Annotated in this window: 26 protein-coding genes; 14 read left to right on the forward strand and 12 right to left on the reverse strand. The window is 65.1% G+C overall.

Annotated features, from left to right (window positions below; all coding sequences use genetic code 11):
* Positions 1-110 precede the first annotated feature (110 nt).
* Positions 111-554: a hypothetical protein gene (locus tag AC07U1_RS13575; RefSeq protein WP_443028039.1), complete on the forward strand. Its 444-nt coding sequence runs from the start codon at positions 111-113 to the stop codon at positions 552-554.
* 61 nt (positions 555-615) lie between these two features.
* Positions 616-1,617: a fumarylacetoacetate hydrolase family protein gene (locus tag AC07U1_RS13580; RefSeq protein WP_495176133.1), complete on the forward strand. Its 1,002-nt coding sequence runs from the start codon at positions 616-618 to the stop codon at positions 1,615-1,617.
* A 41-nt stretch (positions 1,618-1,658) separates the two neighbouring features.
* Here the strand turns inward: AC07U1_RS13580 and AC07U1_RS13585 are convergent, their stop codons facing one another.
* From AC07U1_RS13585 to AC07U1_RS13615, 7 genes are all read right to left on the reverse strand, one after another.
* Positions 1,659-2,627 (reverse strand): type II secretion system F family protein, encoded by a 969-nt coding sequence (locus AC07U1_RS13585; protein WP_056348529.1) that lies wholly within the window; start codon positions 2,625-2,627, stop codon positions 1,659-1,661.
* Positions 2,628-2,696: 69 nt separating this feature from the next.
* Positions 2,697-3,665, reverse strand: coding sequence for a type II secretion system F family protein (locus AC07U1_RS13590; protein WP_056347947.1), 969 nt, complete (start codon positions 3,663-3,665; stop codon positions 2,697-2,699).
* A gap of 66 nt (positions 3,666-3,731) precedes the next feature.
* A complete protein-coding gene (locus AC07U1_RS13595; protein ID WP_056347945.1) occupies positions 3,732-5,009 on the reverse strand; it encodes a P-loop NTPase in 1,278 nt (425 codons plus the stop codon).
* Entirely contained in the window at positions 5,006-5,650 is a 645-nt protein-coding gene (locus AC07U1_RS13600; RefSeq protein WP_492738676.1) for a CpaD family pilus assembly protein, read from the reverse strand. The genes AC07U1_RS13595 and AC07U1_RS13600 overlap by 4 nt, the downstream gene beginning before the upstream one ends.
* 25 nt (positions 5,651-5,675) lie before the next feature.
* The gene (locus AC07U1_RS13605; RefSeq protein ID WP_056347940.1) at positions 5,676-7,232 is read right to left on the reverse strand and encodes a type II and III secretion system protein family protein; all 1,557 of its coding nucleotides are present in this window, start codon (positions 7,230-7,232) and stop codon (positions 5,676-5,678) included.
* 1 nt (position 7,233) lies between these two features.
* Positions 7,234-8,274 (reverse strand): Flp pilus assembly protein CpaB, encoded by a 1,041-nt coding sequence (gene cpaB, locus AC07U1_RS13610; protein ID WP_495176132.1) that lies wholly within the window; start codon positions 8,272-8,274, stop codon positions 7,234-7,236.
* 48 nt (positions 8,275-8,322) lie between these two features.
* Positions 8,323-8,811 carry an A24 family peptidase gene (locus AC07U1_RS13615; protein ID WP_495176131.1) on the reverse strand — a complete coding sequence of 163 codons (489 nt, stop codon included), beginning with the start codon at positions 8,809-8,811 and terminating at the stop codon, positions 8,323-8,325.
* A gap of 96 nt (positions 8,812-8,907) precedes the next feature.
* Between AC07U1_RS13615 and AC07U1_RS13620 the strand changes: the two genes are divergently transcribed.
* Both AC07U1_RS13620 and AC07U1_RS13625 read left to right on the forward strand, forming a co-directional pair.
* Complete coding sequence (locus tag AC07U1_RS13620; protein WP_495176130.1) at positions 8,908-10,038, forward strand: NAD(P)/FAD-dependent oxidoreductase; 1,131 nt, start codon at positions 8,908-8,910, stop codon at positions 10,036-10,038.
* Between the two features lie 89 nt (positions 10,039-10,127).
* A complete protein-coding gene (locus AC07U1_RS13625; RefSeq protein ID WP_082545046.1) occupies positions 10,128-10,304 on the forward strand; it encodes a YegP family protein in 177 nt (58 codons plus the stop codon).
* 18 nt (positions 10,305-10,322) lie between these two features.
* Here the strand turns inward: AC07U1_RS13625 and rnhA are convergent, their stop codons facing one another.
* Genes rnhA through ispH form a run of 3 tightly spaced genes read right to left on the reverse strand, consistent with a single transcriptional unit; the run spans position 10,323 to position 12,735 of the window.
* A complete protein-coding gene (rnhA, locus tag AC07U1_RS13630; RefSeq protein WP_187140684.1) occupies positions 10,323-10,790 on the reverse strand; it encodes a ribonuclease HI in 468 nt (155 codons plus the stop codon).
* Positions 10,787-11,749 carry a protein kinase family protein gene (thrB, locus tag AC07U1_RS13635; RefSeq protein WP_495176129.1) on the reverse strand — a complete coding sequence of 321 codons (963 nt, stop codon included), beginning with the start codon at positions 11,747-11,749 and terminating at the stop codon, positions 10,787-10,789. The genes rnhA and thrB overlap by 4 nt, the downstream gene beginning before the upstream one ends.
* Positions 11,749-12,735: a 4-hydroxy-3-methylbut-2-enyl diphosphate reductase gene (gene ispH / locus AC07U1_RS13640; protein ID WP_495176128.1), complete on the reverse strand. Its 987-nt coding sequence runs from the start codon at positions 12,733-12,735 to the stop codon at positions 11,749-11,751. Before ispH ends, thrB begins: the two co-directional genes overlap by 1 nt.
* A 148-nt stretch (positions 12,736-12,883) precedes the next feature.
* On the opposite strand from ispH, the gene AC07U1_RS13645 reads away from it, so the two are divergent.
* The 9 genes from AC07U1_RS13645 (at position 12,884) to tatC (ending at position 20,197) form a co-directional block, all read left to right on the forward strand.
* Positions 12,884-13,555 (forward strand): hypothetical protein, encoded by a 672-nt coding sequence (locus tag AC07U1_RS13645; protein ID WP_187140763.1) that lies wholly within the window; start codon positions 12,884-12,886, stop codon positions 13,553-13,555.
* A gap of 136 nt (positions 13,556-13,691) precedes the next feature.
* Positions 13,692-15,419, forward strand: a complete 1,728-nt coding sequence (gene argS, locus AC07U1_RS13650; RefSeq protein ID WP_495177450.1) for an arginine--tRNA ligase — start codon at positions 13,692-13,694, stop codon at positions 15,417-15,419.
* On the forward strand, positions 15,419-16,195 hold the full coding sequence (locus AC07U1_RS13655) for an SPOR domain-containing protein (protein ID WP_492738663.1): 777 nt from the start codon (positions 15,419-15,421) through the stop codon (positions 16,193-16,195). The genes argS and AC07U1_RS13655 overlap by 1 nt, the downstream gene beginning before the upstream one ends.
* A gap of 95 nt (positions 16,196-16,290) precedes the next feature.
* On the forward strand, positions 16,291-17,298 hold the full coding sequence (gene nagZ / locus AC07U1_RS13660; protein WP_495176127.1) for a beta-N-acetylhexosaminidase: 1,008 nt from the start codon (positions 16,291-16,293) through the stop codon (positions 17,296-17,298).
* An 18-nt stretch (positions 17,299-17,316) separates the two neighbouring features.
* Positions 17,317-18,099, forward strand: a complete 783-nt coding sequence (locus AC07U1_RS13665; RefSeq protein WP_495176126.1) for a segregation and condensation protein A — start codon at positions 17,317-17,319, stop codon at positions 18,097-18,099.
* Positions 18,096-18,692, forward strand: a complete 597-nt coding sequence (gene scpB / locus AC07U1_RS13670) for an SMC-Scp complex subunit ScpB (RefSeq protein ID WP_495176125.1) — start codon at positions 18,096-18,098, stop codon at positions 18,690-18,692. The genes AC07U1_RS13665 and scpB overlap by 4 nt, the downstream gene beginning before the upstream one ends.
* A 46-nt stretch (positions 18,693-18,738) precedes the next feature.
* Positions 18,739-18,972, forward strand: a complete 234-nt coding sequence (locus AC07U1_RS13675; protein WP_056347917.1) for a twin-arginine translocase TatA/TatE family subunit — start codon at positions 18,739-18,741, stop codon at positions 18,970-18,972.
* 32 nt (positions 18,973-19,004) lie between these two features.
* Complete coding sequence (gene tatB / locus AC07U1_RS13680; RefSeq protein ID WP_495176124.1) at positions 19,005-19,394, forward strand: Sec-independent protein translocase protein TatB; 390 nt, start codon at positions 19,005-19,007, stop codon at positions 19,392-19,394.
* On the forward strand, positions 19,391-20,197 hold the full coding sequence (tatC, locus tag AC07U1_RS13685; protein ID WP_056347915.1) for a twin-arginine translocase subunit TatC: 807 nt from the start codon (positions 19,391-19,393) through the stop codon (positions 20,195-20,197). Before tatB ends, tatC begins: the two co-directional genes overlap by 4 nt.
* A gap of 18 nt (positions 20,198-20,215) precedes the next feature.
* Here the strand turns inward: tatC and AC07U1_RS13690 are convergent, their stop codons facing one another.
* Together AC07U1_RS13690 and mgtE are read right to left on the reverse strand one after the other, a co-directional pair.
* Complete coding sequence (locus AC07U1_RS13690) at positions 20,216-20,344, reverse strand: entericidin A/B family lipoprotein (protein WP_056347913.1); 129 nt, start codon at positions 20,342-20,344, stop codon at positions 20,216-20,218.
* 218 nt (positions 20,345-20,562) lie between these two features.
* A complete protein-coding gene (mgtE, locus tag AC07U1_RS13695; protein ID WP_056347911.1) occupies positions 20,563-21,993 on the reverse strand; it encodes a magnesium transporter in 1,431 nt (476 codons plus the stop codon).
* Between the two features lie 169 nt (positions 21,994-22,162).
* Here mgtE and AC07U1_RS13700 point away from each other — a divergent pair, with 169 nt between their 5' ends.
* Positions 22,163-22,612 carry a peptidylprolyl isomerase gene (locus AC07U1_RS13700; protein ID WP_495176123.1) on the forward strand — a complete coding sequence of 150 codons (450 nt, stop codon included), beginning with the start codon at positions 22,163-22,165 and terminating at the stop codon, positions 22,610-22,612.
* Positions 22,613-22,631: the final 19 nt, after the last annotated feature.

The raw sequence follows: 22,631 nt of genomic DNA on the forward strand, positions 1-22,631 counted from the left end.
GCGGGGGCGCGGCGCAAGCGGCTTTGCAGCCATTAACGCCTTGTCGCCAAATGTCCCGAAACGGGAAGTGGCGGCGCACATGCGGTCTTTTGCTTTTCCCCGCGTCGTCCATGGTTTATGCGCCGATCATGGAACAGCAGGATCAGCCGAATGGCGCGGGGGCGCCCAATTCCGATGAAGCCATGGAAGCCGTTCCGTCGCGGCGCCGGATGCTCGCGCTCGGCGCGGTCGGCGTGTCGGCGGCACTGACGATACGTCCCGCCTTTGCTCAGACCGCGGTATCGGTGATGAATTGCCAGATCCCGGTGCCCGACGTGTCGGGTGCGGGCAAATATATCGACGGCAGGGGCAATCTGGTCGCCGCGGGCACCAAGGGTGCGTTTCCCGGCTCGCCGCGGCCGTTCACCGGCGAAGAGGTGAAGCGCGCCTTTCGCGGCCAGACGCTGCCGGGCACGACCTCCAGCCAGTCGCAGGCCTATCTGGAATATATCCGGCGCTTGCGGGCGGGGCAGAGCGGGTTTACCTGTTTCGCCTCGATCACGATGCAACGCTGATCATCGCTTCCTTGGTTGGCGATGACGGTTCCCCCCGCATCACCAGACAAAGGAAATCCGCTTGAAACTAGCCTCGCTGAAGAAGGGTCGCGACGGGCGGCTGGTCGTCGTTTCGGACGATCTCGCCTGGTATGCCGACGCTGGCCAGATCGTCCCGACGATGCAGGCGGCGCTCGACAATTGGGCTTATGCGGCCCCCCGCCTCGCAGCGCTGGCCGAGGATCTCAACCATGATGCGATCCCCAAGGATCGGTTTCACGAGCGCGACGCGGCATCGCCGCTGCCACGCGCCTATCAATGGGCCGACGGCAGCGCCTATGTGAACCACGTCGCGCTGGTGCGCCGGGCGCGCGGCGCCGAAATGCCCGACAGCTTCTGGCACGATCCGCTGATGTATCAGGGCGGCAGCGACGCCTTTCTCGCGCCGCGCGACCCGATCCCGCTCGGCGATCCCGCGTGGGGCTGCGACATGGAGGCCGAGGTCGTCGTGGTCACCGGCGACGTGCCCGCCGGTACCGACGCGGTCGCGGCGCGCGGCCATATCCTGCTCGTCGGGCTGACCAACGACGTGTCGCTGCGCGGGCTGATTCCGGCCGAACTCGGCAAGGGCTTCGGTTTCTTCCAGTCGAAACCCTCGAGCGCGATGTCGCCGGTGTTCGTCACCCCCGACGCGCTTGGCGAGCGGTTCCGCGATGGCAAGCTTCACGGCACCCTGTGCGTTGACCTCAACGGCCAGCCGCTCGGCCGTGCCGATGCCGGGATCGACATGACTTTCGATTTTGGTGCGCTGATCGCGCATGCGGCGAAGACCCGCGACCTTGGCGCGGGTACGATCATCGGCTCGGGCACGGTGTCGAACCGCGATGCCGATGGCGGACCGGGCAAACCGATCGCGCAGGGCGGATTGGGCTATTGCTGCCTCGCCGAGGTGCGCACGGTCGAAACGATTCTGGAGGGCGAAGCGAAGACGCCTTTCATGCAGAAGGGCGATACGGTCCGCATCTGGATGGACGACGATCGCCACCACAGCATTTTCGGTGCAATCGAGCAGCAGGTCGGCTGATCTGGAGCAAATACCCCTCCCGCGCGGCGGGAGGGGCTTTGTCACATTCCGCTGAGCGCGTCCTTGAGCGAACAGGCGGCCGGGCCAAGGATCACGATGAACAGGCACGGCAGGATGAACAGGATCAGCGGCACCGTCATGATCGCGGGCAGGCGAGCGGCCTTTTCCTCGGCGCGCATCATGCGCTCGTTGCGGAATTCGGCCGACAGCACGCGCAGCGCGCTGGCGAGCGGCGTGCCGTATTTCTCGGTCTGGATCATGGTCGTGACCACGCCCTTCACCGAATCGAGATTGACGCGATAGGCAAGGTTCTCGAACGCTTGGCGGCGTTCGGTCAGGAAGCCGAGCTCGATTGAGGTCAGCGCGAACTCTTCGCCCAGTTCGGGATAGGCGCGGCCCAGTTCCTTGGACACGCGGCTGAACGCGGAGTCGACGGTCAAACCCGCTTCGGCGCAGATGACGAGAAGGTCCAACGCGTCGGGCAGGCCCTTGCGGATCGCGTCGGTGCGCTTCGACCGCTTGTTCTCTACGAACAGGTCAGGGGCCTTGTAACCCAACAACAACGCCGCCATCGTCGCCCCCGACCGCTTGAACGGGGTCAGGTCGGGCCACATGTCGACGCCATAGATCAGGAAAGCGACGACGCCGCCGAACACGATCGGCAGGATCAGGCGGCCAAAGATAACCGCGACCGCGAGATCCTTTGACCGAATACCCGCCTGCGCCAGCTTCTGCTGCACATCCTTGATCTGGTCTTCCTGCAGCACCTGAAGCTTGCCGAGGAAGGTGCGCATCTTGTCAGCGGTCTGGTTTTTTCGGACAAGTTTCGCGCGGCGCTTCGCGGTCGACGCAGTGATACCGGCCTTGAGCTGTTCGCGGCGGTCGTTCAGCGCCTTGACGCGCTTCGCCATCGGATCGCGCACGGTCAGCGCGCCATAAAGCGCGATCAGTACTGCGCCGACGCCGACCGCAGCGAGCGTGGTCGCGACCCAGATGACATCGACGCCCATGATGGTCGGGCCGCTGGTCGAACCGGTGAACGAGGCGAGGAGCAGGGTGATGTTCATTCGTCGCGCCCCTTAGATTTCAAAGCTGATCATGCGCGACATGATGAAGGCGCCGAGGCTCATCCATACCAGTCCGCCGAGTCCAGTGATGATCAGCCTTTCTTCGACGAAGAAGCCATGAAGATATTCGGGGTTCATCGAATAGACGATACCGAAGACGAAGAAGGGCAGCGCACCGACGATATAGGCCGACGCCTTGGCTTCCGACGACATCGCGCGAATCTTCAGCTTCATCTGCGCGCGCTTGCGGAGCACGTCGGAAAGGTTCGCGAGCGTTTCGGCGAGGTTGCCGCCTGTTTCGCGCTGAATTGCGATCGTGATGCAGAAGAACTGGAATTCCGGCGTGCCGAGCATCTCGGCCGATTCCTGCAAAGCCGCTTCCATCGTATTGCCGATGCGGATGCGTTCGACGACGCCCTTGAACTCTTCGCCGACCGGGCCGGGCAATTCCTGGCTGACGACCTGGAAGGTCTCGGTCACGGGAAGGCCCGATTTCAAGCCACGGACGAGCAGGTCGATCGCGTCGGGGAAACGCGTGTTGAACTTGGCGACGCGCTTCTTGATCAGCCGGTTGACCACGAAATAGGGCAAGCCGAGCGCGGCGATCACACCAATCAGGGCGGCTAGCGGGAACGGGCTGCGGATCAGCAGCAGCAAGCCCGCAACGACCACGAACAGGGCCATCGACGCCATCATATACTGGCTGACGGTCCAGGTCTTTCCGGTCCGGCGGAGCCGTTTTTCCATCTCTTCGCGACGCGGCATGAAGCTGGACAGGCTCTGACTGCCCCTGTTGCTTCCGGACTGGATCGTTTTGCGCATTTGCGCTGCGACCACCGCTTCGGTCGACGCGGCGTGGCGGTCCTTGACCATCGCCAGCCGTCGAGTTTTCGCCTTGCCCATCGAAGGGCCGCTGAACAGGACGAGCATGGTGAAGGCCAGAAAGGCGCCACCGATGATAAGGATGACTGACAGGTCCATAGTCGGTTTTCGTCCGCTTCTCGTCCCAAGGCCGGCTGGCGACCGGTCACCCGGCCGCCATCGTCCTTATTTCGTGCCCTTTTTGGCCATCATGCCGCCGATCCCGCCAAGCTTGCCGAGCAGCGAGGCGCCCGACTTGCCTTTGGCGGACGGTGCCACCGCCTCATCAGCCTCGGTGTCCGCGCCATCGAGGATAAGCCGCATCAACTGGTTCCACACCGCGCTGGCCTTGGTGCCCTTGCAAATCTCGGCGTAGGATTTGCCAAGCTTTGCTGACTGGCTGACCAATTTGGGGTCGAACGGAATCACGATGTCGATCTGGCGTTCGATCGACGATTCGAACTCCTTGCGCGACAGCTCGCCGATCGCGGTCTGGAACTTGTTGGCGACCAGGATGACGCGGGCACCCGGTACGTTTTGCTTGAACCAAGACAGGATCCGAATCGTGTCGCGCGCCGAGGCGAGCGTCACGTCGGCGACCAGCAGGATCGTTCCGACTTCCGACACCAGGTGCGGGAAGGGGATCAGCACGTGGCGCGGGATGTCGACGATCGTCATCTCGAATGCGTTGCGCAATTCTTCTTCCAGCTGGAAAAAGGCCGAACCGTCGGTCATCACGGGCTGGTGGATCGGTGCCTCGGCCGACAGCAGGCTGAGCTTGTCCGATGCCCGCACCATCGCGCGTTCGATGAACAGGCCGTCGATGCGGCTCGGATTGTCGATCGCGTCGATCAGCCCACGGCCCGGTTCGAGGTCGAGGGTCAGCGCGCCGGTCCCGAAATGGATGTCGAGGTCGAGCAACGCCGTCTGGCGACCGGCCTGTTCGCTCATCGCCCAAGCGAGCGATGTCGATACGAGCGAGGCGCCGACGCCGCCGCGAACGCCAACTACCGCCATCATGTGATGCGGCTTGTCGTCCATCATGTCGGCATGCTTCGGTGCGGACAGCATCGCCTGTGCCATCGTCAGCGATTCGCGGACTTGGTCGAGTGACAGCGGCTTGAGCAGATAGTCCTGGATTCCGCTCGACAGCAGGTCGCGATACAGGCGCACGTCGTTCACTTGGCCGGCAGCGATCACCACCGTACCGGGCTCGCAGACTTCGGCCAGCGCGTTGATGTCGTTGATCGGATCGCCCGATTCGGACATGTCGACGAACAGGATGTTAGGGCTCGCCGAGACCGACAGCGACTGGACCGCGTTGCGCAGGCCGCCCTTGTTGCACTTCTCGATAGGCCAGCCCATGTCGTTGGCGGCCGCGCGGATCAACTCCAGCGTATCATCATCGCACACGAAGGCGTTGAAGGGTTCGCGCAAGCCGGCAATTTTAAATGGCGCGTTCACTGGTTGCCTCCCCCGCTGGTTGACGTCTGTTTGAGTTCGCCGGCGCCCGTGGGCGGCCTCTCGCGGTAGGTCTTGATCGCGCGCGTCGCCGACGCGGGATCCTGACGATCGCTGCTGGCGCCCTTGATCAGGTCGTTCGGATCGGCGACCATCGCGGCGAGATTGCTGTTCGTCGCGCAGCCATAGTTGGACGAGGTCGCATTGTTGAAATTGATCGACGACTTGCTCGACCAATCGGGGCATCCTGGGACTGAAGCGGTCGCACGGGTGACGACGACACGCAGGCTGCCGGGCGCCACCGTGCCGGTGGTGACCGGAACGGCGTTGCTGAGCAGCATGCCGCGGCGTTCGATCATCGCGCGGATCGACGCCTGGGCCACGCTTGCGCCATAGGGCGAAGGATCCTCGATCGAAATGCGATCGCCATAACGCACCCCCATCGCGTCGAGCCAGCCTTGCAGGCGTCCCTGTTCGCTCGGCGGCAATTCGCCGCCGCTGGTTGCGACATCGAATTGATAGATGCTGTTGCGGACGATCGGCTGATGGACCGAATCGAGACCCGTATTGGAATGGGCGCCGCCCGTGCAGCCGGCGAGCGTCGCGGCTATTGCGAGGGTCGTCCAAGTTGCGATCTTGTTCATAATCTTGCTCCTGAAAACCAGCGCGTCACTTGATGCTGAAGCCCGGCGACACATCGGCCCCGGCGCGCAGGCGATCGGCGTCGGCTGGCGAGGTGTCGAGGCGCGGCTTGGGGCGGTCGCCGCCGGTCACGCCGTTGCTCGTCTGGTTGATGAGCAGGCGCGCGGCATCGTTGGCATCCTGATAGGCGTCGGTGGGCAGCTTGATGTCGTTGGCCGAGACCGGCTGGACCAGATAGGGCGTCACGATGATGACCAGTTCGGTCTCGCCGCGGCGGAAGCTGTCCGATTTGAAGAGCATGCCGAGAAGCGGCATGTCGCCAAGCCCCGGCATCTTGTCGATGGCCCCGATCGAACGATTGTTCATCAGCCCGGCGATCATGAAGCTTTCGCCCGATCCCAGTTCGACGGTCGTCTCGGCGCGGCGGACGGTCAGTGCGGGAACCTGGAAGCCCTGCAGTTCGATCGCGCCTTCGGTCGACAGTTCCGACACTTCCGGGCGAACGCGCAGGCTGATCCGGCCGTTTGACAGCACCGTCGGCGTATAGGCCAGGCTGACGCCATATTTGCGATATTCGATCGTCGTGCCGGCGAAGTTGCCGGGAATCGGGACCGGGAATTCGCCGCCGGCAAGGAAGTCGGCGGTTTCACCCGAAATCGCGGTGAGGTTCGGCTGCGCCAGCGTCACGACCATGCCCGAACGTTCGCCCGCATCGAGCGAGGCGATCAGGTCGAGGCCGAACAGGCGACCCGCGCCGGCGAGGCTACGGATGCCGGCCGGATTGGAGATGCCGTAGGTCGTACCCTGATAAATCGTATCGATCGGCTGCCCCGTCACCGGGTTATACGGTCGCGGAACCGGGCTGCCTGGAAAAACTGCGGTCGGGGCTAGGGGATAGTTGATCTCGCCGGCGGACCGACCGCCGAACACGCCGCCGAGGAAACCGTTCCCCAACGGGCCGTCCTTGTCGCGGGTCAGCAGGTTGCCGCTGATTTCCTTGACCAGCGAGCGGTTCACCTCCGCGATGCGGACCTGCAGATTGACCTGCAGCGGCGTCGCGGTGCGCAGACGCGAAAGGACCTTGGTCTGGTCGCCGACAAAGGCCTGGACCAGCCGCTCGGCCTCGGCGGCGTCGTCAGGCGACTGGACGGTGCCGGTGAGCAGCACAAAGCCGTTCATCGTGTTCGCCGAAATCGTCGCCTCGGGCATCGCCAGCGAAAGCATCTGGTCGATGGTCTCGATATTGTTGCCGACGCGCGCGACGGTCGAATAGACGACCCGGCCGCTGGCGTCGGTGGCATAGATGCTCGTTTCGCCCGGCTTCTTGCCGAAGATGTAGAGCTGGCGGCTCGAGCGGACCTGAACGTCGGCGACTTCGTCGTTGGCGACGAAAACATCGGTCATCGCGGCGGGAAGGCTGATCAGCCGGCCGCGTCCCACCGACAGGTCGACGCTGCTGCTGGCATTCTGGACCGCTTGTGCCAACGCCTGGTGGGCGGGGGCCGTTACCAGCGTGGCTGCCACCAGGCCGATGGCCAGGGTGCGGGCCAGCGCCGCTGCCTTGAACTTGGGTTTGCTGCTCATCTTACTTACCCCCAACCGGAACTTCGGTCACTTTTTCGCCGCGCGTCACCCGCACGATCGGACCGCGGGGTGCCGCCGGTGCTGCACCTCCATAATTCGAGTTCTGTCCGCCGCCGTAGTTGTTGTTCGGCTGCTGACGCGGTGCCGACACGCGGCCGCTGACTGGGACCCAGAAGCGCGACACATCGCCGCCGGTCGTCGCCGAGCCACGACCCGAGGTCGGGCGTGCGGCGGCTTCGGCCATCATCTTCTTTTCGGCGGCGGTGCCGCCCTTGGTCGGCACGTTGATTTCGCCAGAAGCGATCGCGGCGTCGAGTTCGCCGGCGCTTTCGGCCAGCGGGCGCAGGGCGAGCGACAATTTGCCCATGTCCTGTGCAACGGCGATCTTTTCGGCGATCTCGGGCGTCGCTTCGAGCGTCACCGAGCCGAAGGTGCGAACCGGGGTCTTGCCCGTCTCGTCCTCGGCGTCATAGCGCTGGTCGGTGGCGAGCACGCGGACGTTGCGCACGATCGTTTCGGCGGTGAACAGTTGGTCGTCGGGATAGGCGCTGCCTTCCTTGACCTTGATTTCCTGGGCCAGCACCACGTCGACGCGGTCGCCCGGGAAGACGAAGCCGGCGACGCCCTGTTCCTGGCTGACCTTGACGGTCACCGCGCGCATGCCCGGGCCAAGCGCCGCGGCGAGGAAGCCGCGATCGTCGGGATGGACGAGCGCGCCCTGCGTCAGCGGCTGGCCGGCGGTGATCGGATAGCGAACCACCGTGCCGACAAGACCGTTCACGTCGGTCTTCTCTTTCAGGAAATAGGCCTTCTCGACCAGTTCCTTGGGCCAAGGCTGGAAACGGAGGCTGTCGGGGCCGATAATCGTTCCGACGGGCAGCTGGCGGGTGGCGACCAGGATCATAGGACCCTGTGCTTCCGGTGCCGCGGCGGCGCGCGCCTGCGGTGCCGATGCGCCGCGCATCATCTGGTTGACCCCGAACGCGGCCCCGATCGCAATGACCAGCGCGCCGACGATCAGCATTATCTTTCGCGTATCCATGACGATTTTTCGCCTCCTAACACTCGCCAGACGCGGCGGTGCTTGCCCTCAACTCGATGCGATAGCCTGAAACTGGTTAAGATATTGTTGGTGAAGCGCCCAAAGGCCCGCAGCGGCGATCGCAACGCCATAGGGGACCTGCGGCTTGGCCTCCGGACGCTTGACGATCTGCCAGACGAGCATGGCGGCCGACACCGCCGCCCCGGACAGCGCCATCACCATCAGTGACGGCATCGTCAGCGGAACCGGCACCCACAGGAATACGGCAAAGACGTTCTTCACGTCGCCCCCACCCATGGCGTTGAACATGTACATCACCAGGAAAGCGGCGAAGATCGTGGCGGCAACCCCCACGAGAATCGCGAGATCAGGCCACAGCGGCCATCCGGCGGCAAACCAGAAGGGAATAGCGAGGATGGCGATAAGACCATTGAGGCCGTTCGAAATCTCGCGCCAGCGCAGATCGCTGATCGCCGAGCAGATCATCAGGATCGCCGCGAGCAGCATCAGGATCAACTGAGGAACATGGCCGTTCATGCCCCGATCCCATAGAGGTCATGGCTTACCAAATAGTAACCATGTCGAGCGCCGCGCATGCTTGCATTCCGGCACCCAGAAGATATGCGGCGGGGCATGACCAGCGCGCTCCCTTCCGACATCGACGTCCTGATCGTCGGCGCTGGGATCGCGGGCGCCAGCCTCGCCGCCGGGCTCGCGTTGCATCGGCGTGTGCTGATGATTGAAGCAGAGGATGTACCTGGATATCATGCGACGGGCCGCTCGGCGGCTTTCTGGCAGGAAAGCTATGGCGGAACCGGCGTCCAGCCGCTGACGGCGGCGTCCTACGAAGCGCTCGCCCACCCGCATCCCGATTTTTCGGATCGCCCCTTCCTCTTGCCGCGCACGGCGGTGATGATCGGGCGTCGTGACGAGGCGCCGGCGGTCGATGCCTTTGTCGCCGCGTTCGAGGCGCAGGGCGTCGCGGTGTCGCGCCTGTCGGCCGCCGCGCTTGCCGATCATATCCCCGGGCTTCGCCCCGACTGGAGCGAGGCGGCGTTCGAACCGTCATGCCGGGACATCGATGTCGGCGGCTTACATGCCGCCTATCTGCGCGCGGCGAAGCGGGCGGGGGCGCTGCTGTCGGTGCGCACGCCGCTCGTTTCGGCGCACCGCGAACAAGGCGGCTGGAGGGTGGAAACCGGACAGGGCACGATCCGCGCCGCGCTGATCGTCAACGCCGCGGGCGCCTGGGCCGATGCGGTCGCCCGCGCCTGCGGCGTCGCGCCGGTCGGTATCCGTCCCTATCGCCGCACGATCGCGCAGGTCCGGCTCGGGGTTCCTACACCCGCCGCGCTGCCGCTGATCGGGCATGTCGGTGGTGATTTTTATTTCAAGGGCGAGAGCGAAGGACGGATCTGGCTGAGCCCACACGACGAGACGCCGAGCGATCCCTGCGACGCCGCGCCCGAGGAGCTTGACGTCGCCCTGGCGATCGACCGGCTCCAGGCGGTCGTCGATTGGCCGATCGCGGCGGTCGAGCGCAAATGGGCCGGACTGCGCAGTTTTGCGCCCGACCGGCTTGCGGTCCTTGGTCCCGACCCCGACGTACCGGGTTTTGTCTGGTGCGCGGGGCAGGGTGGGTTCGGTATCCAGACCGCGCCCGCGATCGCGGGTTTGCTCGCCTGGCAACTTGGCGCGCCTGCGCCTGACGGCGCGATCGCGCGCGTCGACCCATCGCCTTATGCGCGGGCACGCTTCGCCTGATATCTCAACGGCACGCTTGCGCACGGCAATCGCCGGGCTAACATGGGTTAGCCGCACGGACCGGCGGCTGTATCTTTGGAGAACCCCCGATGGCCCATTATTTCGAGATCAAGAAGAACAAGGCCGGCGAGTTTGTCGCCTATTTCAAATATAACAGCGAAACGATGTTCTGGACCGAGGGCTATTCGAGCAAGGCGTCCGCGGTGAACGCCATCGAATCGATCAAGAAGAACGGTCCGGGCGCCGAGACCAAAGAAGCCGAATAAGCGATCGGGCGCGGGCGTTCAGCGCGCCCGCGCCTTTCGCATGATGTCCAGCGCGGCGTCGCTGGCGAGCTGGTCGGCGAGTTCGTTGTCGGGGTGCCCGGAATGGCCCTTGACCCACAGCCACTCGATCTGGTGGCGCGCCGCCTCGGCGACCAGTCGCTGCCACAGATCGGCGTTGGCGACCGGCTTTTTCGCCGCGGTCTTCCAGCCGTTTTTCTGCCAGCCGAAGACCCATTTGGTAATACCGTCGCGAACATAGACGCTGTCGGTCGACAGTTCGACGCTGCAACGGCGTTTGAGCGCCGCCAGCGCCTCGATCGCCGCCATCATTTCCATGCGGTTGTTCGTCGTATCGGGTTCGCCGCCCGACAGGGTCTTCACCACGTCGCCCCAGCGCAGCACCGCCCCCCAGCCGCCCGGGCCGGGGTTGCCCTTGCACGCGCCGTCGGTCGCGACGATCACCGTTTTGCCCACCGCCTCGGTCATGCGGCGGCGAAGAGGCTGTCGGCGTCGGCAGCCTGATAGCGGCGCAGCCGTTCGAGGAACGGCGAGGGATCCTTGCGCGTTACCAGCGCGTCGGCGGGGGTATGCACCCAGTCGTGCGCGCGGGTGAGCAGGAAGCGCAGCGATGCGCCGCGGGCGAGGAGGGGCAGCGCCGCCTGTTCCGTATCGCTGAGCGTGATCGCGCTGGCATAGCCGCGCATCAATGCCTTGGCGCGAGCGGCGTCGCAGCGCGTGCCGTCGGCCGAAAAGGTCCAGCTCGCATGGGTGACCGCGACGTCATAAGCGCGGAAATCGGTCGCGGCGAAATAGAAGTCGATCAGCCCGGTGACCCGGTCGCCGAGCATCAGCACATTATCGGGAAACAGATCGGCATGGATGACATGCGCCGGCAAATCGGTCGGCCAGTGCGCGTCGAGATAGTCGAGTTCATCGCCGACGATCGCGGCGAGGCCGGGGCGCACCGCATCGAGGTCACCGGTTGCCTCGGCGATGGCGCGCCAGTGACGATGCCCCATGCTGTTTTCGCGTCCGCCCGCATAGTTCGCCAAGGCGCCATGCATGCCGCCCAGTGCCGCACCCGCCGCAGCGCATTGTCCCGGTGTCGGATGGTTCAGCGAAATGCCGGGCAGGAACTGGATGATGCAGGCGGCGCGATCCGAGATGCGCTGGATCGCAAGGCCGTCGCGGTCGCGGATCATCGGCGGCACCGCGCAGCCGCTGGCGGCGAGATGCGCGAGCAGGTCGACGAAGAAGGGCAGTTCTTCGACCTTCACCCGTTTTTCATAGAGCGTCAGGATGAATCGCCCGGCGGTGGTTTCGAGCAGGAAATTGCTGTTTTCGACGCCCTCGGCGATGCCTTTGCACGACAGGACGGTGCCGATGTGGTAGCGGGCGACGAGCGCGGCGAGATCGTCGGGGTCGACCCCGGTATAGACCGCCATCAGGCCGCTGCCGGCTCGAGGCCACGCGGCAGCTTGAACACCATATTCTCTTCGGCGGTTACCACTATATCTTCGATGATCGGGCGGTGTGCCGCGACCGCGTCGATGACCTCGCGCACCAGTTGCTCGGGCGCGCTGGCGCCGGCGGTGATGCCGAGCGTACCGATATCGGCCAGCCATGCGGGGTCGATGTCGCCGCCGCGCTGGACGAGATGCGCGGGCGTGCCCATGCGTTCGGCGACCTCGACCAGTCGCACGCTGTTCGAGCTGTTGGGCGCACCGATCACGATCATGCGGTCGCAGCGGCCGGCGATCGCCTTCACCGCTTCCTGGCGGTTCGACGTCGCATAACAGATATCTTCGCCGCGCGGTCCTGCGATCGCGGGAAAGCGGTGCTGGAGCGCCGTGATGATGTCGCGGGTGTCGTCGACCGAGAGGGTTGTCTGGGTCAGGAAGGACAGCATTTCGGGATCGGGCGGCGACAGCGCGGCAACATCGTCGACCGATTCGACCAGGGTCATCGCCCCTTCGGGTAACTGGCCCAGCGTGCCGATGACTTCGGGGTGACCCGCGTGGCCAACAAAAATGATGTGGCGGCCGCTTTCATGCGCGCGTTCGGCCTGGCGATGGACTTTCGACACCAGGGGGCAGGTCGCGTCGATATAATCGAGTCCGCGTGCCTCGGCCTTGGCGGGGACCGCCTTGGGCACGCCATGCGCGCTGAACACGACTGGCACGCCGTCGGGAACCTGTTCGAGCGATTCGACGAAAATCGCGCCCTTGGCCTTAAGCGTATCGACGACATAGCGGTTATGGACGATCTCATGCCGCACATAGACGGGCGCGCCATAGCGATCGATCGCCAGTTCGACGATGCGGATCGCGCGGTCGACCCCGGCGCAAAAACCGCGCGGCGCGGCGATCAAAACCGTCAGTTCTGCCGCTTCGCTGCCATTTGCGGCGGGTATATTACGGGGTGCGTTCATCTCGCGGGCGCTCTAGCGCAGCGGCCGCGGTGCGGTAAAGCAACTTCGCACCGTTGCGCCCCGTTCATCGCCCCGATAAGAAGCGGCGCGCATGGAGCAGGGATCAATCGCCCTCGTCGCCCCAGCCAAGTGGAAAGCCTTGACCATCATGATGCCCATTTCGTCCCCGTCGCGTAAATTTCTGGCTGTGCTGTGTGGCACGGCGGCCATGGCGACGGTCGCGGGCTGCGCGAAGGACAATGAGCTGGACCTGTCGGGCGGCGTCGGCATCACCGCGACGCGGTCGGCCTGCCCCGCGGTGGCGGTTCCGCTCCAGACCGGCGACGTCACGCTGTTCGACCCGGCGACCAGCCGCGATGCGGCGGCGATCGACGTCGTGGCGACGATCACCAACCTGACACCCCAGTGCAACGACACCGGCGAGAAGGTCTATCAGCTCGCCAGTTTCGATGTCGTCGCGACGCGTCGCGACGCCGGCCCGGCGCGTTCGGTCACCATCCCCTATTTCTCGACGGTCGTGCAGGGCGGCACCGCTGTCGTGGCCAAGCGGATCGGTGCGGTGACCGTCAGCTTCGCCGACGGCCAGACCCGTGGCACCGGTCGCGGCCAGGCGTCGGCCTATGTCGACCGCGCGGCGGCGACGTTGCCCGCCGACATCATGGAACGCATCACGCGCAAGCGCAAAGCCGGCGATCAGGATGCCGCGATCGATCCGCTGAGCATCCCCGAGGTCCGCGCCGCGGTCGCCCGCGCCAGCTTCGAACTGCTCGTCGGCTTTCAGCTGACGCAGGATCAGCTCGAATATAACGTCCGACGATAGGCACCGCGGCGGCGCCGTTTCGCGCCGTTCGCGTCGGTTCGCCCTGCGGCGCCATCGGGCGACGCAGGGCTTTTCGCGTTGCCCAAGCTGCTATAGGGCGCGCGCCAGCAGCTTTGTTCAAAGATAGGCCATGCCCGTGACCCTGTTCAGCCGTTTTTCCGCCCATATCGGCACCGCCCTCGATGCGCTGGTAGCGCGCGGCGCGCTTCCTGACGGGCTCGATCGTTCGTCGATCAGCGTCGAACCGCCGCGCGACCCTTCGCACGGCGATGTCGCGACCAATGCCGCGATGGTGCTCGCGAAGCCCGCAGGCATGAACCCGCGTGCGCTCGCCGACCTGCTCGTCGCCGAACTCGGCGCGCTGGACGAAGTGACCGAGGCGAGTGTCGCCGGGCCGGGCTTCATCAACCTGCGCCTCGCCGACGCCAGCTGGCGCGACGAACTCGCGCTGATCCACGCCAGCGGCGACGATTATGGCCGCTCGGCGACGGGGAAGGGGCGGACGGTCAACGTCGAATATGTTTCCGCCAATCCGACCGGGCCGATGCACGTCGGCCATTGCCGCGGCGCGGTCGTCGGCGACGCGCTCGCCGCGCTGCTCGAATATGTCGGGCACGACGTCATCCGCGAATATTATGTCAACGATGCCGGCGCGCAGGTCGACGTGCTCGCGCGGTCGGTGCACCTGCGCTACCGCGAGGCGCTCGGCGAGGATGTCGGCGCGGTGCCCGAGGGGCTTTATCCCGGCGACTATCTGATCCCCGTCGCGCAGAAGCTGGCCACCGAATATGGCGACCGCTTCGTTGGCGCCTCCGAAAGTGCATGGCTTGGGCTGTTCCGTGCCGAGGCAGTCAGCGCGATGATGGACATGATCCGCGCCGATCTCGCCAAGCTGGGCATCCATCACAATCTCTTCTCGTCCGAGGCCGAACTGCAGGCGGCGGGCAAGCCGGCAGACGCCGAAAAATGGCTGCGCGATCACGACCTCGTTTACGACGGTGTGCTCGAAGCGCCGAAGGGCGAAACGCCCGAAGATTGGGAGCCGGTCGAACTGCCGCTGTTCCGCTCGACGCGGTTCGGCGACGATCAGGATCGGCCGATCAAGAAATCGGACGGCAGCTGGACCTATTTCGGCGCCGATCTCGCCTATCATTTCCAGAAGGCCGAGACTGCCGACGAACTGATCGACATCTGGGGCGCCGACCATGCCGGTACGGTCAAGCGGATCAAGGCCGCGGTCGCCGCGATGACCGAGGGCAAGAAGAAGTTCGACGTCAAGCTGGTGCAGATGGTCCGCCTGCTCAAGAACGGCGAGCCGTTCAAGATGTCGAAGCGCGCGGGCAATTTTGTCACCCTCGCCGATATCGTCGACGAGGTCGGCAAGGACGCGGTGCGTTTCACCATGCTCACGCGTAAGGCCGATGCGCAGATGGATTTCGACTTCGCGAAGGTCGTCGAGGCATCGCGCGACAACCCGGTCTTCTATGTCCAATACGCCCACGCGCGGATCGCGTCGTTGAAGCGCAAGGTTGCCGAAGCGGGAATCGCGGCGGCACAGCCGAACCCCGCGCGGCTCGACGAGCAGGAACTGGGACTGGTGAAATTGCTCGCGCAATATCCGCGAATCGTCGAATCGGCGGCGGCGGCGCGCGAGCCGCATCGGATCGCTTTTTATCTGGGCGACGTCGCCGCAGCCTTCCACGCCTGGTGGAATATGGGCAACGACCGGCCCGAGGCGCGTGTGATCATTGCCGACGACGCCGAATTGACCGCGACCCGCCTTTATTTGGCCGATGGAATCGGGCAGGTTATCCGGGGCGGGCTCCACCTTATGGGTGTGGAAGCGCTCGAGGAGATGCATTGATGGCGGGCGACAGCGACAAGGGGCAGGGCGAAGCCGGACTGGGGCTGGGCGACGAGGATCGTCTGCCCTGGCTCGAAGCGGCCGACGAGTTCGAGGATGACGGTGAAGTTTCGCCGACCCGGCTGCTCGTCATGGTGCTCGGCGGCCTGTTGCTGATCGGCGCGGTTCTCGGAGGCCTCTGGTGGATCCAGAATGGCGGGGCGCGCGGTGAGGGCGAACTGATCGTCGCGCAAAAGGGCGACTACAAGGTCGCGCCGAAGAATGACGCCGCCAAGACCTTCGAGGGCGAGGGCGACGCGAGTTTCGCCGCGAGCGAGGGCGCCGAGCCGTCGGGCAAGGTCGATGCCTCGCGTATGCCTGAGGAACCCGCCGCCAGCCCCGCCGAACGCGAAGCCGCTTCCAAGGCCGCGAAGAAAGCCGAGGCCGACAAGATCGCAGCCGCCAAAGCGGCGCGCACCGTCACCGACAAAGACAAGGGCAAACCCGCTGCGACCTCGGCGAAGACCGCCGAACCGGCCAAGGCGGCACCGGCGGCTTCGGGATCGGCGATGATCCAGCTCGGCGCGTTCAGCAGCGAGGCGGCCGCGGCCAAGGCCTGGACAAACCTGTCCAAACGCTTTGCCTATCTGTCCGAGCTTTCCAAGTCGGTGTCGCCGGCGACGGTCGACAGCGGCCAGGTCTATCGCCTGCGCGCGGTCGCCGGGACGGCGGCCAACGCCCAGAGCCTGTGCGGAAAATTGCGCGTGGCGGGTGAAAATTGCGTCGTCGTCCGCTGATTCGCCCCGCTTGGCCGCAGCGGACTTTGGTTCGATATAGGGGCTGTGCCATGCACGCGCCTGAGGGGGTGCCGACCGATGGAGGTTGACGCACGATGATACCCGCGATTTTCGGCCTGTCGGGCCACAGCCTCACCGACGACGAGCGCGCCTTCTTTCGCGACAGCGACCCGGCGGGCTATATATTGTTCGGGCGCAATATCGATAATCGTCAGCAATTGCGTAGGCTTACCGACGAATTGCGCGATCTCGACGGGCGCGAAAACCTGCCGATCCTGATCGACCAGGAGGGCGGTCGCGTTGCGCGCATGAAATCGCCCGAATGGCCGGCTTTCCCGAGCGGGGCGGCGTTCGACGCGCTGTACGAACGCGCGCCGGCGAGCGCGATCGAAGCGGCGCGGCTCAACGCGATGGCGCTCGCATCGATGCTGTCCGAAGTCGGTATTACGGTCGATTGCCTGCCTTTGCTCGACGTGCGCCAGCCCGGCGCGAGCGATGTCATCGGCGACCGCGCGCTCGGCAGCGAACCGATGCGCGTTGCCGCGCTCGGCCGCGCGATCCTGAGCGGGCTGCAGGACGGCGGCGTCGTCGGCATCGTCAAGCATATCCCCGGCCATGGCCGCGCGCTGCTCGATTCGCACAAGGAACTGCCGGTGGTCACCGCGCTCGACCGCGACCTCCAGACCGACCTTGCCCCCTTCGCGGCGCTGCGCGACGCGGCGATGGCGATGACCTGCCATGTCGTCTTCACCGCCTGGGACCCCGACCGGCCCGCGACGATGTCGCCGGTCGTCATCGACAGCGTGATCCGCCAGCGCATCGGTTTCCACGGGCTGCTGATGAGCGACGATCTCGACATGGAGGCGCTCTCGGGCGACGTTCCTTCGCGCGCGGCGGCGGCGGTCGCGGCGGGCTGCGACATCGCGCTCAATTGCTGGGGTAAGATGGACGACATGATCGGCATCGCGGGCGCGCTCGACCCGATCAGCACCGTTTCGCGGGCGCGGCTGGAAGGCGCGATGGACCGCATCGCGGGCACCCACGACGAACGCCAGTTCGCGCTGCTGGTCGACCAGCGCGACGCGCTGCTGGCGCTGGCGTGATGAGGGCCTGATCCGCCGATGGAGGAACTGCCGCTCGACTATGATGTGGCGCCCGCGGCCGAGCGTGAGGATGCGCTCCAGCTGTCGCTCGACAGTTGGGAAGGCCCGCTCGACCTGCTGCTCACGCTGGCGCGCAGCCAGAAGGTCGACCTCCGGCAAATCTCGATTCTCGCGCTGGTCGAGCAATATCTGACCTTCATCACCGAAATGCGCGCCAAGCTGGAGGTTGCCGCCGACTATCTGGTGATGGCGGCGTGGCTCGCTTACCTCAAATCGGCGCTGCTGCTCCCCAAGGATCCGCTGGAGGATCCGTCGCCGGACGAGCTGGCCCTGCGCCTGCAACTGCGGCTCCAGCGGCTGGCCGCGATGCGTGAGGCGGCGGCGCGCCTGCTCGCGCGCGATCGCGTCGGGCGCGACGTGTTCCTGCGCGCCAAGCCCGAGGGACTGCGTGACGTAAGGTTGCGCCGCTGGGATGCGAGCCTCTACGATCTGCTGTCGGCCTATGGGCAGGTGAAGCTGCGTACCGAGCCGGTGGTCCATATCGTGTCGCGGCGCCCGGTCATCACGCTCGACGCGGCGTTGCACCATCTTGGACGGCTGATTGGGGTCAAGCTCGACTGGGCCGAACTCGCCGATTTCCTGCCGCCCGACTATGACGGCCCCTTGCGCCGCTCGGCGATCGCGTCCAGCTTCGTCGCGGCGCTCGAACTGGCGCGGCAGGGCCGCGTCGACCTGAAGCAGGAGGGGGCCTTCGAACCGCTGTATCTGAGGGCTGCCCAGATAGGACAACACCCGACATGACGATCGACGACCGCGAACGTGCGATAGAGGCGATGCTGTTCGCCAGCGACGAACCGCTCGACGCACGGCAAGTCGCGGCGCGCTTTGCCGAGGAAATCCCGGTGGCCGACGTCAGGGCGGTGATCCATGCGATCGCCGCGCGCCACGCGGGAAGCGGCATCGAACTCGTAGAGCGCGGCGGTCACTGGCATTTCCAGACCCCTGCCGATCTGGCGCATTTGCTCCGCCGCGAACGCGACGACCCGCGCAAATTGTCGCGCGCCGCGTCCGAGGTGCTCGCCATCGTGGCGTATCACGAACCGGTCAGCCGCGCCGAAATCGAAGCAATTCGCGGTGTCCAGACGTCGAAGGGCACGCTCGACGTGCTGATGGAGGCCGAGTGGATCGCGCCGGCGGGCCGGCGCGAAGTTCCGGGGCGCCCGCTCATCTACAAGACCACCGACGCATTTTTGCAGCATTTCGGACTTAGCAGCCGCAAGGATTTGCCGGGCATCGAAGATCTGCGCGCGGCGGGTCTGCTCGATCCGGTCGATCTCGCTTTCGAGGAAGCGATGGGCGAACTGGACCTAGTAAAAGACGGCGAAGACGCCTAATTAGGACATCAACAGACGCTCGGGTCGGGCGCAAAGGAGATTTTTCATGGGCGGATTCAGCCTGATTCACTGGCTTATCCTCGGTGTCATCGTGCTGCTCTTGTTCGGCAAGGGCCGTTTTTCCGACATGATGGGCGACGTTGCCAAAGGATTGAAAAGCTTCAAGAAGGGCATGGCAGACGACGATACGCCGGCCCCGCCGATGAAGCACATCGAAGGGCAGCGCACGCCCGAAGCCACCCCGATGCCGACGCCGACCAGCGAACAGGACAAGCTCTGATCGCCGACCGCCGGCTGGGGGAAGTTTAGTAGATGTTCGACGTCGCGCCCACCGAGTTATTGCTCGTCGTGGTGGTGGCCTTGGTGGTCATCGGCCCCAAGGACCTGCCCAAGGCGATGCGCTTCGTCGGCAAATGGGTCGGCAAGGCGCGCGGCATGGCGCGTCATTTTCGTTCGGGTCTCGACACGATGATGCGCGAGGCCGAACTCGAGGAACTTGAGAAGAAATGGCGCGAGCAGAATGAAGCCATCATGCGCGAATTTCCGCGCGTCGATGGCGATGGCGCCCCGTCCATGATTCCGGCGGCGAGTGTCCCCGCCGAAACGCCATCTGAACAATCGAGCGCGGAGGCTGATCAGGCTGCCGCCGCGCAGCCCGCCGAGACCCATGCCATCCCGCCGAAGGATGGCCCGCTTCCATGAGCGTCGAAACCCCGGTGACGGCGGAAGAGGAGGGCGCCGGCGGCAAGATGCCTTTGCTCGATCATCTGGTCGAGTTGCGCTCGCGGTTGCTCAAGTCGCTCGCGGCGCTGGCTGCCGCTTTCGCGGTCTGCCTTTATTTCGCCAAGCCGATCTATAGCGTGCTGGTGCAGCCGCTGGTCGCAGCCGGGCAGGGCAAACTCATCTATACCCAACTCGGCGAGGCATTTTTCGTCGAGATCAAGGTCGCGCTGTTCGCCGCCGTGATGATCGCCTTTCCGGTGATCGCCAACCAGCTCTGGAAATTTGTGGCGCCGGGGCTTTATCGACAGGAAAAGCGGGCCTTGCTGCCTTTCCTGATCGCGACGCCGATCCTGTTCGCGGCAGGGGCCTGTCTCGCCTATTTCATCACCATCCCGGTGGCACTGAAGTTCCTGCTTGGTTTTCAGGGCAATATGGGCGGGATCACCCAGGAAGCCCTTCCCTCGGCGGGCAATTACCTCAGTTTCATCATGCAGTTCATCATGGCGTTCGGTATCGCCTTCCTGCTTCCGATCCTGTTGATGCTGCTTGAGCGCTCGAGCATCGTGACACGCGCCCAACTGGTTTCGGCGCGCCGCTACATGATCGTTGGCGCCTTCTTCATCGCGGCGATCTTCACGCCGCCCGACGCGGTCAGCCAGTTGTTGCTCGCGGTCCCGCTGGTGTTGCTTTACGAGCTGTCGCTACTCGCGATCTGGTTCACCCAGCGCCGACGCAAAACAGGCGCCGAAACGGCGCCTGTCGAACCTCTCGAAGAGGTTTAGGGTAAGGACTCGACGGGATCAGTGAATCGCGTCGCTTCCCGCCTGACCAACCGACTCGATATCGCGGCCGACACCTTTCACGGTGTTGCAGCCAGCGACCAGAAAGCTGGCAAGCAAAGCGGCAAGAACGATACGGACATTCGACATGATCAGAACCTCGTGAAATCTGTGTGCAAAATGGCCCGGCGCGCTTCGAGGGGGGGAGGGAATACGCACCGGGCCAATGTTGCTGAGCAGCGCTGCGGGGGGGCGATGACCGCTGCTCATATGGGAAACTGCCAAGGCGGTGGATAAGTTCCCTAAAAAAATGCGGCTGGGGAAATTTTTTTCGATTCTTTTGAATCGCTTGCGATTCCAGCGCTTTGTCAGTTCAGGCTGGTGAGCCCGCTGGCCACCGCGAGGCCGAGGAAGGCCAGAAAGCCCATGGAATCGGTCGTCATGGTGACGAAAACCGAACTCGCGACTGCCGGATCCTGATCGAGCCGGTCGAGCAACAGCGGGATCGCGACCCCGGCGACGCCGGCGACGAAGATGTTCACGATCATCGCGGCGGCGATGACGCCGCCGAGCTGGGGATTGCCGAACCACAGCGCTGTCGCCGTCCCTGCGATCAGTGCGATGGTGCCGCCGTTGAGCAGCGCGATCTTCACCTCGCGGAGTACTGCGCGCCAGCTGTTCGAATCGGTCAGCTGGTTCATCGCGAGCGCGCGCACCGTCACCGCCAGCGTCTGCGTTCCGGCGTTGCCGCCGACCCCGGCGACGATCGGCATCAGTGCCGCGAGCGCGACCATATGTTCGATCGCGCCGCCGAAGAAGCCGACGATCGACGAGGCGACGAGCGCGGTGCCGAGATTGGCGACCAGCCAGCGCACGCGCGCCACATAGGTTTCGCGGATCGGTTCGTTGATGTCACCGTCGCCGGCGCCCGACAGGCGCAAAATATCCTCGCCCGCCTCTTCCTGGATGATGTGGACGACATCGTCGACGGTGATCATGCCGACCAGCCGCCCCGAACGGTCGATGACCGCCGCCGAGATCAGCGCATATTTCTGGAAGCGCAGCGCGACCTCTTCCTGGTCCATGTCGACCGGGATCAACGTCTGCTCGCGTTTCATCACGTCGCTGATCGCAATCTCGCGCGGGGTGCGCAAAATCCAGCTGAGCTGGCAGGTGCCGACGGGTTTGTGCATCGGATCGACGACGAAGATTTCCCAGAAATCGCTCGTCAGGTCGGTGTCCTCGCGCAGCCGGTCGATGACGTCGCCGACCGTGACATGCTCGGCCACCGCAACGAACTCGCGCTGCATCAGGCGGCCGGCGCTCTCTTCCGGGAAGGACAGCGCGTCCTTGATCGCCGCCCGGTCCTCGGGCTCCATCGCGTCGAGGACGGCCTGCTGGTCGTCGGCCTCCATGTCCTCGATGATCGCGACGGCGTCGTCGGTATCCATCTCGGACGCCAGTTCGGCGACCTGTTCGGGCGCGAGCAGGTCGATCAGCTCCTCGCGCACATAATCGTTCATTTCCGCCAGCACGTCGGCGGATAGAAGGTCACCCAAGACGGCAGCGAGCATCGGCCGCTCGTCGGCGCGCGCGAGTTCGAACAGATCGGCGATGTCGGCAGGATGCAGGCGGCCGATGCGCTCGCGCGCCGCTTCGGCTTCGCCGGCCTCGGCGAGTTCGATGACGTCGCGGACGAATTCGGGTTTCAGCCGGTCATCCTCGTCGAGCTCGGTTTCGGGCAGGGCGGTATCGACCAGCACATCGTCGGGGGGCAGGGAGTCTTCGCGTTTGTCCATCGCGCGGTCCTCCCTTACCTATGCCGGAAAACCCGGCTGCGAACCGGTCTTCCCCCTAGTCCCGGCCCGCCGCGAAGGCAACGACGTGCGCGATGATCGGCAAAATTTGCGTGGCATCTGCGCCGCCCTTGGCTATGGGACCGCCAATCCCGCTTCACAGGAGTTTTTCATGACCGAACAGACCCTCACCCTGTCGCTGTCGACCGGCGATGTCGTCATCCGCCTGCGCCCCGACCTCGCGCCGCTGCACGTCGAGCGCATCAGCCAGCTCGCCGGCGAAGGCTTTTACGACGACGTCGTCTTCCACCGCGTGATCCCCGGCTTCATGGCGCAGGGCGGCGATCCGACGGGCACCGGCATGGGCGGCAGCAAGCTTCCCGACCTGCCGCAGGAATTCAACGCCGAGCCGCACGTCCGCGGCGTCTGTTCGATGGCGCGTTCGCAGAACCCGAACAGCGCGAACAGCCAGTTCTTCATCTGCTTCGACGACGCGCGCTTCCTCGACAAGCAGTACACCGTCTGGGGTGAAGTGATCGAAGGCATGGAAAATGTCGACGCGCTGCCCAAGGGCGAGCCGCCGCGCGAACCCGGCAAGATCGTGAAAGCGACCGTCGCCTGAACAGGAAAATCCCCGCTTC

The organism is Sphingopyxis sp. GW821-FHT02C12, assembly GCF_059421785.1.

Bases quoted from the DNA above. Each gene is read 5' to 3' on its own strand.
- AC07U1_RS13575 (WP_443028039.1), top strand. From the start codon at position 111: ATGGTTTATGCGCCGATCATGGAACAGCAGGATCAGCCGAATGGCGCG.
- AC07U1_RS13585 (WP_056348529.1), bottom strand. From the start codon at position 2,627: ATGGGCGTCGATGTCATCTGGGTCGCGACCACGCTCGCTGCGGTCGGC.
- AC07U1_RS13590 (WP_056347947.1), bottom strand. From the start codon at position 3,665: ATGGACCTGTCAGTCATCCTTATCATCGGTGGCGCCTTTCTGGCCTTC.
- AC07U1_RS13600 (WP_492738676.1), bottom strand. From the start codon at position 5,650: ATGAACAAGATCGCAACTTGGACGACCCTCGCAATAGCCGCGACGCTC.
- AC07U1_RS13605 (WP_056347940.1), bottom strand. From the start codon at position 7,232: ATGAGCAGCAAACCCAAGTTCAAGGCAGCGGCGCTGGCCCGCACCCTG.
- cpaB (WP_495176132.1), bottom strand. From the start codon at position 8,274: ATGGATACGCGAAAGATAATGCTGATCGTCGGCGCGCTGGTCATTGCG.
- AC07U1_RS13615 (WP_495176131.1), bottom strand. From the start codon at position 8,811: ATGAACGGCCATGTTCCTCAGTTGATCCTGATGCTGCTCGCGGCGATC.
- AC07U1_RS13620 (WP_495176130.1), top strand. From the start codon at position 8,908: ATGACCAGCGCGCTCCCTTCCGACATCGACGTCCTGATCGTCGGCGCT.
- AC07U1_RS13625 (WP_082545046.1), top strand. From the start codon at position 10,128: ATGGCCCATTATTTCGAGATCAAGAAGAACAAGGCCGGCGAGTTTGTC.
- rnhA (WP_187140684.1), bottom strand. From the start codon at position 10,790: ATGACCGAGGCGGTGGGCAAAACGGTGATCGTCGCGACCGACGGCGCG.
- thrB (WP_495176129.1), bottom strand. From the start codon at position 11,749: ATGGCGGTCTATACCGGGGTCGACCCCGACGATCTCGCCGCGCTCGTC.
- ispH (WP_495176128.1), bottom strand. From the start codon at position 12,735: ATGAACGCACCCCGTAATATACCCGCCGCAAATGGCAGCGAAGCGGCA.
- AC07U1_RS13645 (WP_187140763.1), top strand. From the start codon at position 12,884: ATGATGCCCATTTCGTCCCCGTCGCGTAAATTTCTGGCTGTGCTGTGT.
- AC07U1_RS13655 (WP_492738663.1), top strand. From the start codon at position 15,419: ATGGCGGGCGACAGCGACAAGGGGCAGGGCGAAGCCGGACTGGGGCTG.
- nagZ (WP_495176127.1), top strand. From the start codon at position 16,291: ATGATACCCGCGATTTTCGGCCTGTCGGGCCACAGCCTCACCGACGAC.
- AC07U1_RS13665 (WP_495176126.1), top strand. From the start codon at position 17,317: ATGGAGGAACTGCCGCTCGACTATGATGTGGCGCCCGCGGCCGAGCGT.
- scpB (WP_495176125.1), top strand. From the start codon at position 18,096: ATGACGATCGACGACCGCGAACGTGCGATAGAGGCGATGCTGTTCGCC.
- AC07U1_RS13675 (WP_056347917.1), top strand. From the start codon at position 18,739: ATGGGCGGATTCAGCCTGATTCACTGGCTTATCCTCGGTGTCATCGTG.
- tatB (WP_495176124.1), top strand. From the start codon at position 19,005: ATGTTCGACGTCGCGCCCACCGAGTTATTGCTCGTCGTGGTGGTGGCC.
- tatC (WP_056347915.1), top strand. From the start codon at position 19,391: ATGAGCGTCGAAACCCCGGTGACGGCGGAAGAGGAGGGCGCCGGCGGC.
- AC07U1_RS13690 (WP_056347913.1), bottom strand. From the start codon at position 20,344: ATGTCGAATGTCCGTATCGTTCTTGCCGCTTTGCTTGCCAGCTTTCTG.
- mgtE (WP_056347911.1), bottom strand. From the start codon at position 21,993: ATGGACAAACGCGAAGACTCCCTGCCCCCCGACGATGTGCTGGTCGAT.
- AC07U1_RS13700 (WP_495176123.1), top strand. From the start codon at position 22,163: ATGACCGAACAGACCCTCACCCTGTCGCTGTCGACCGGCGATGTCGTC.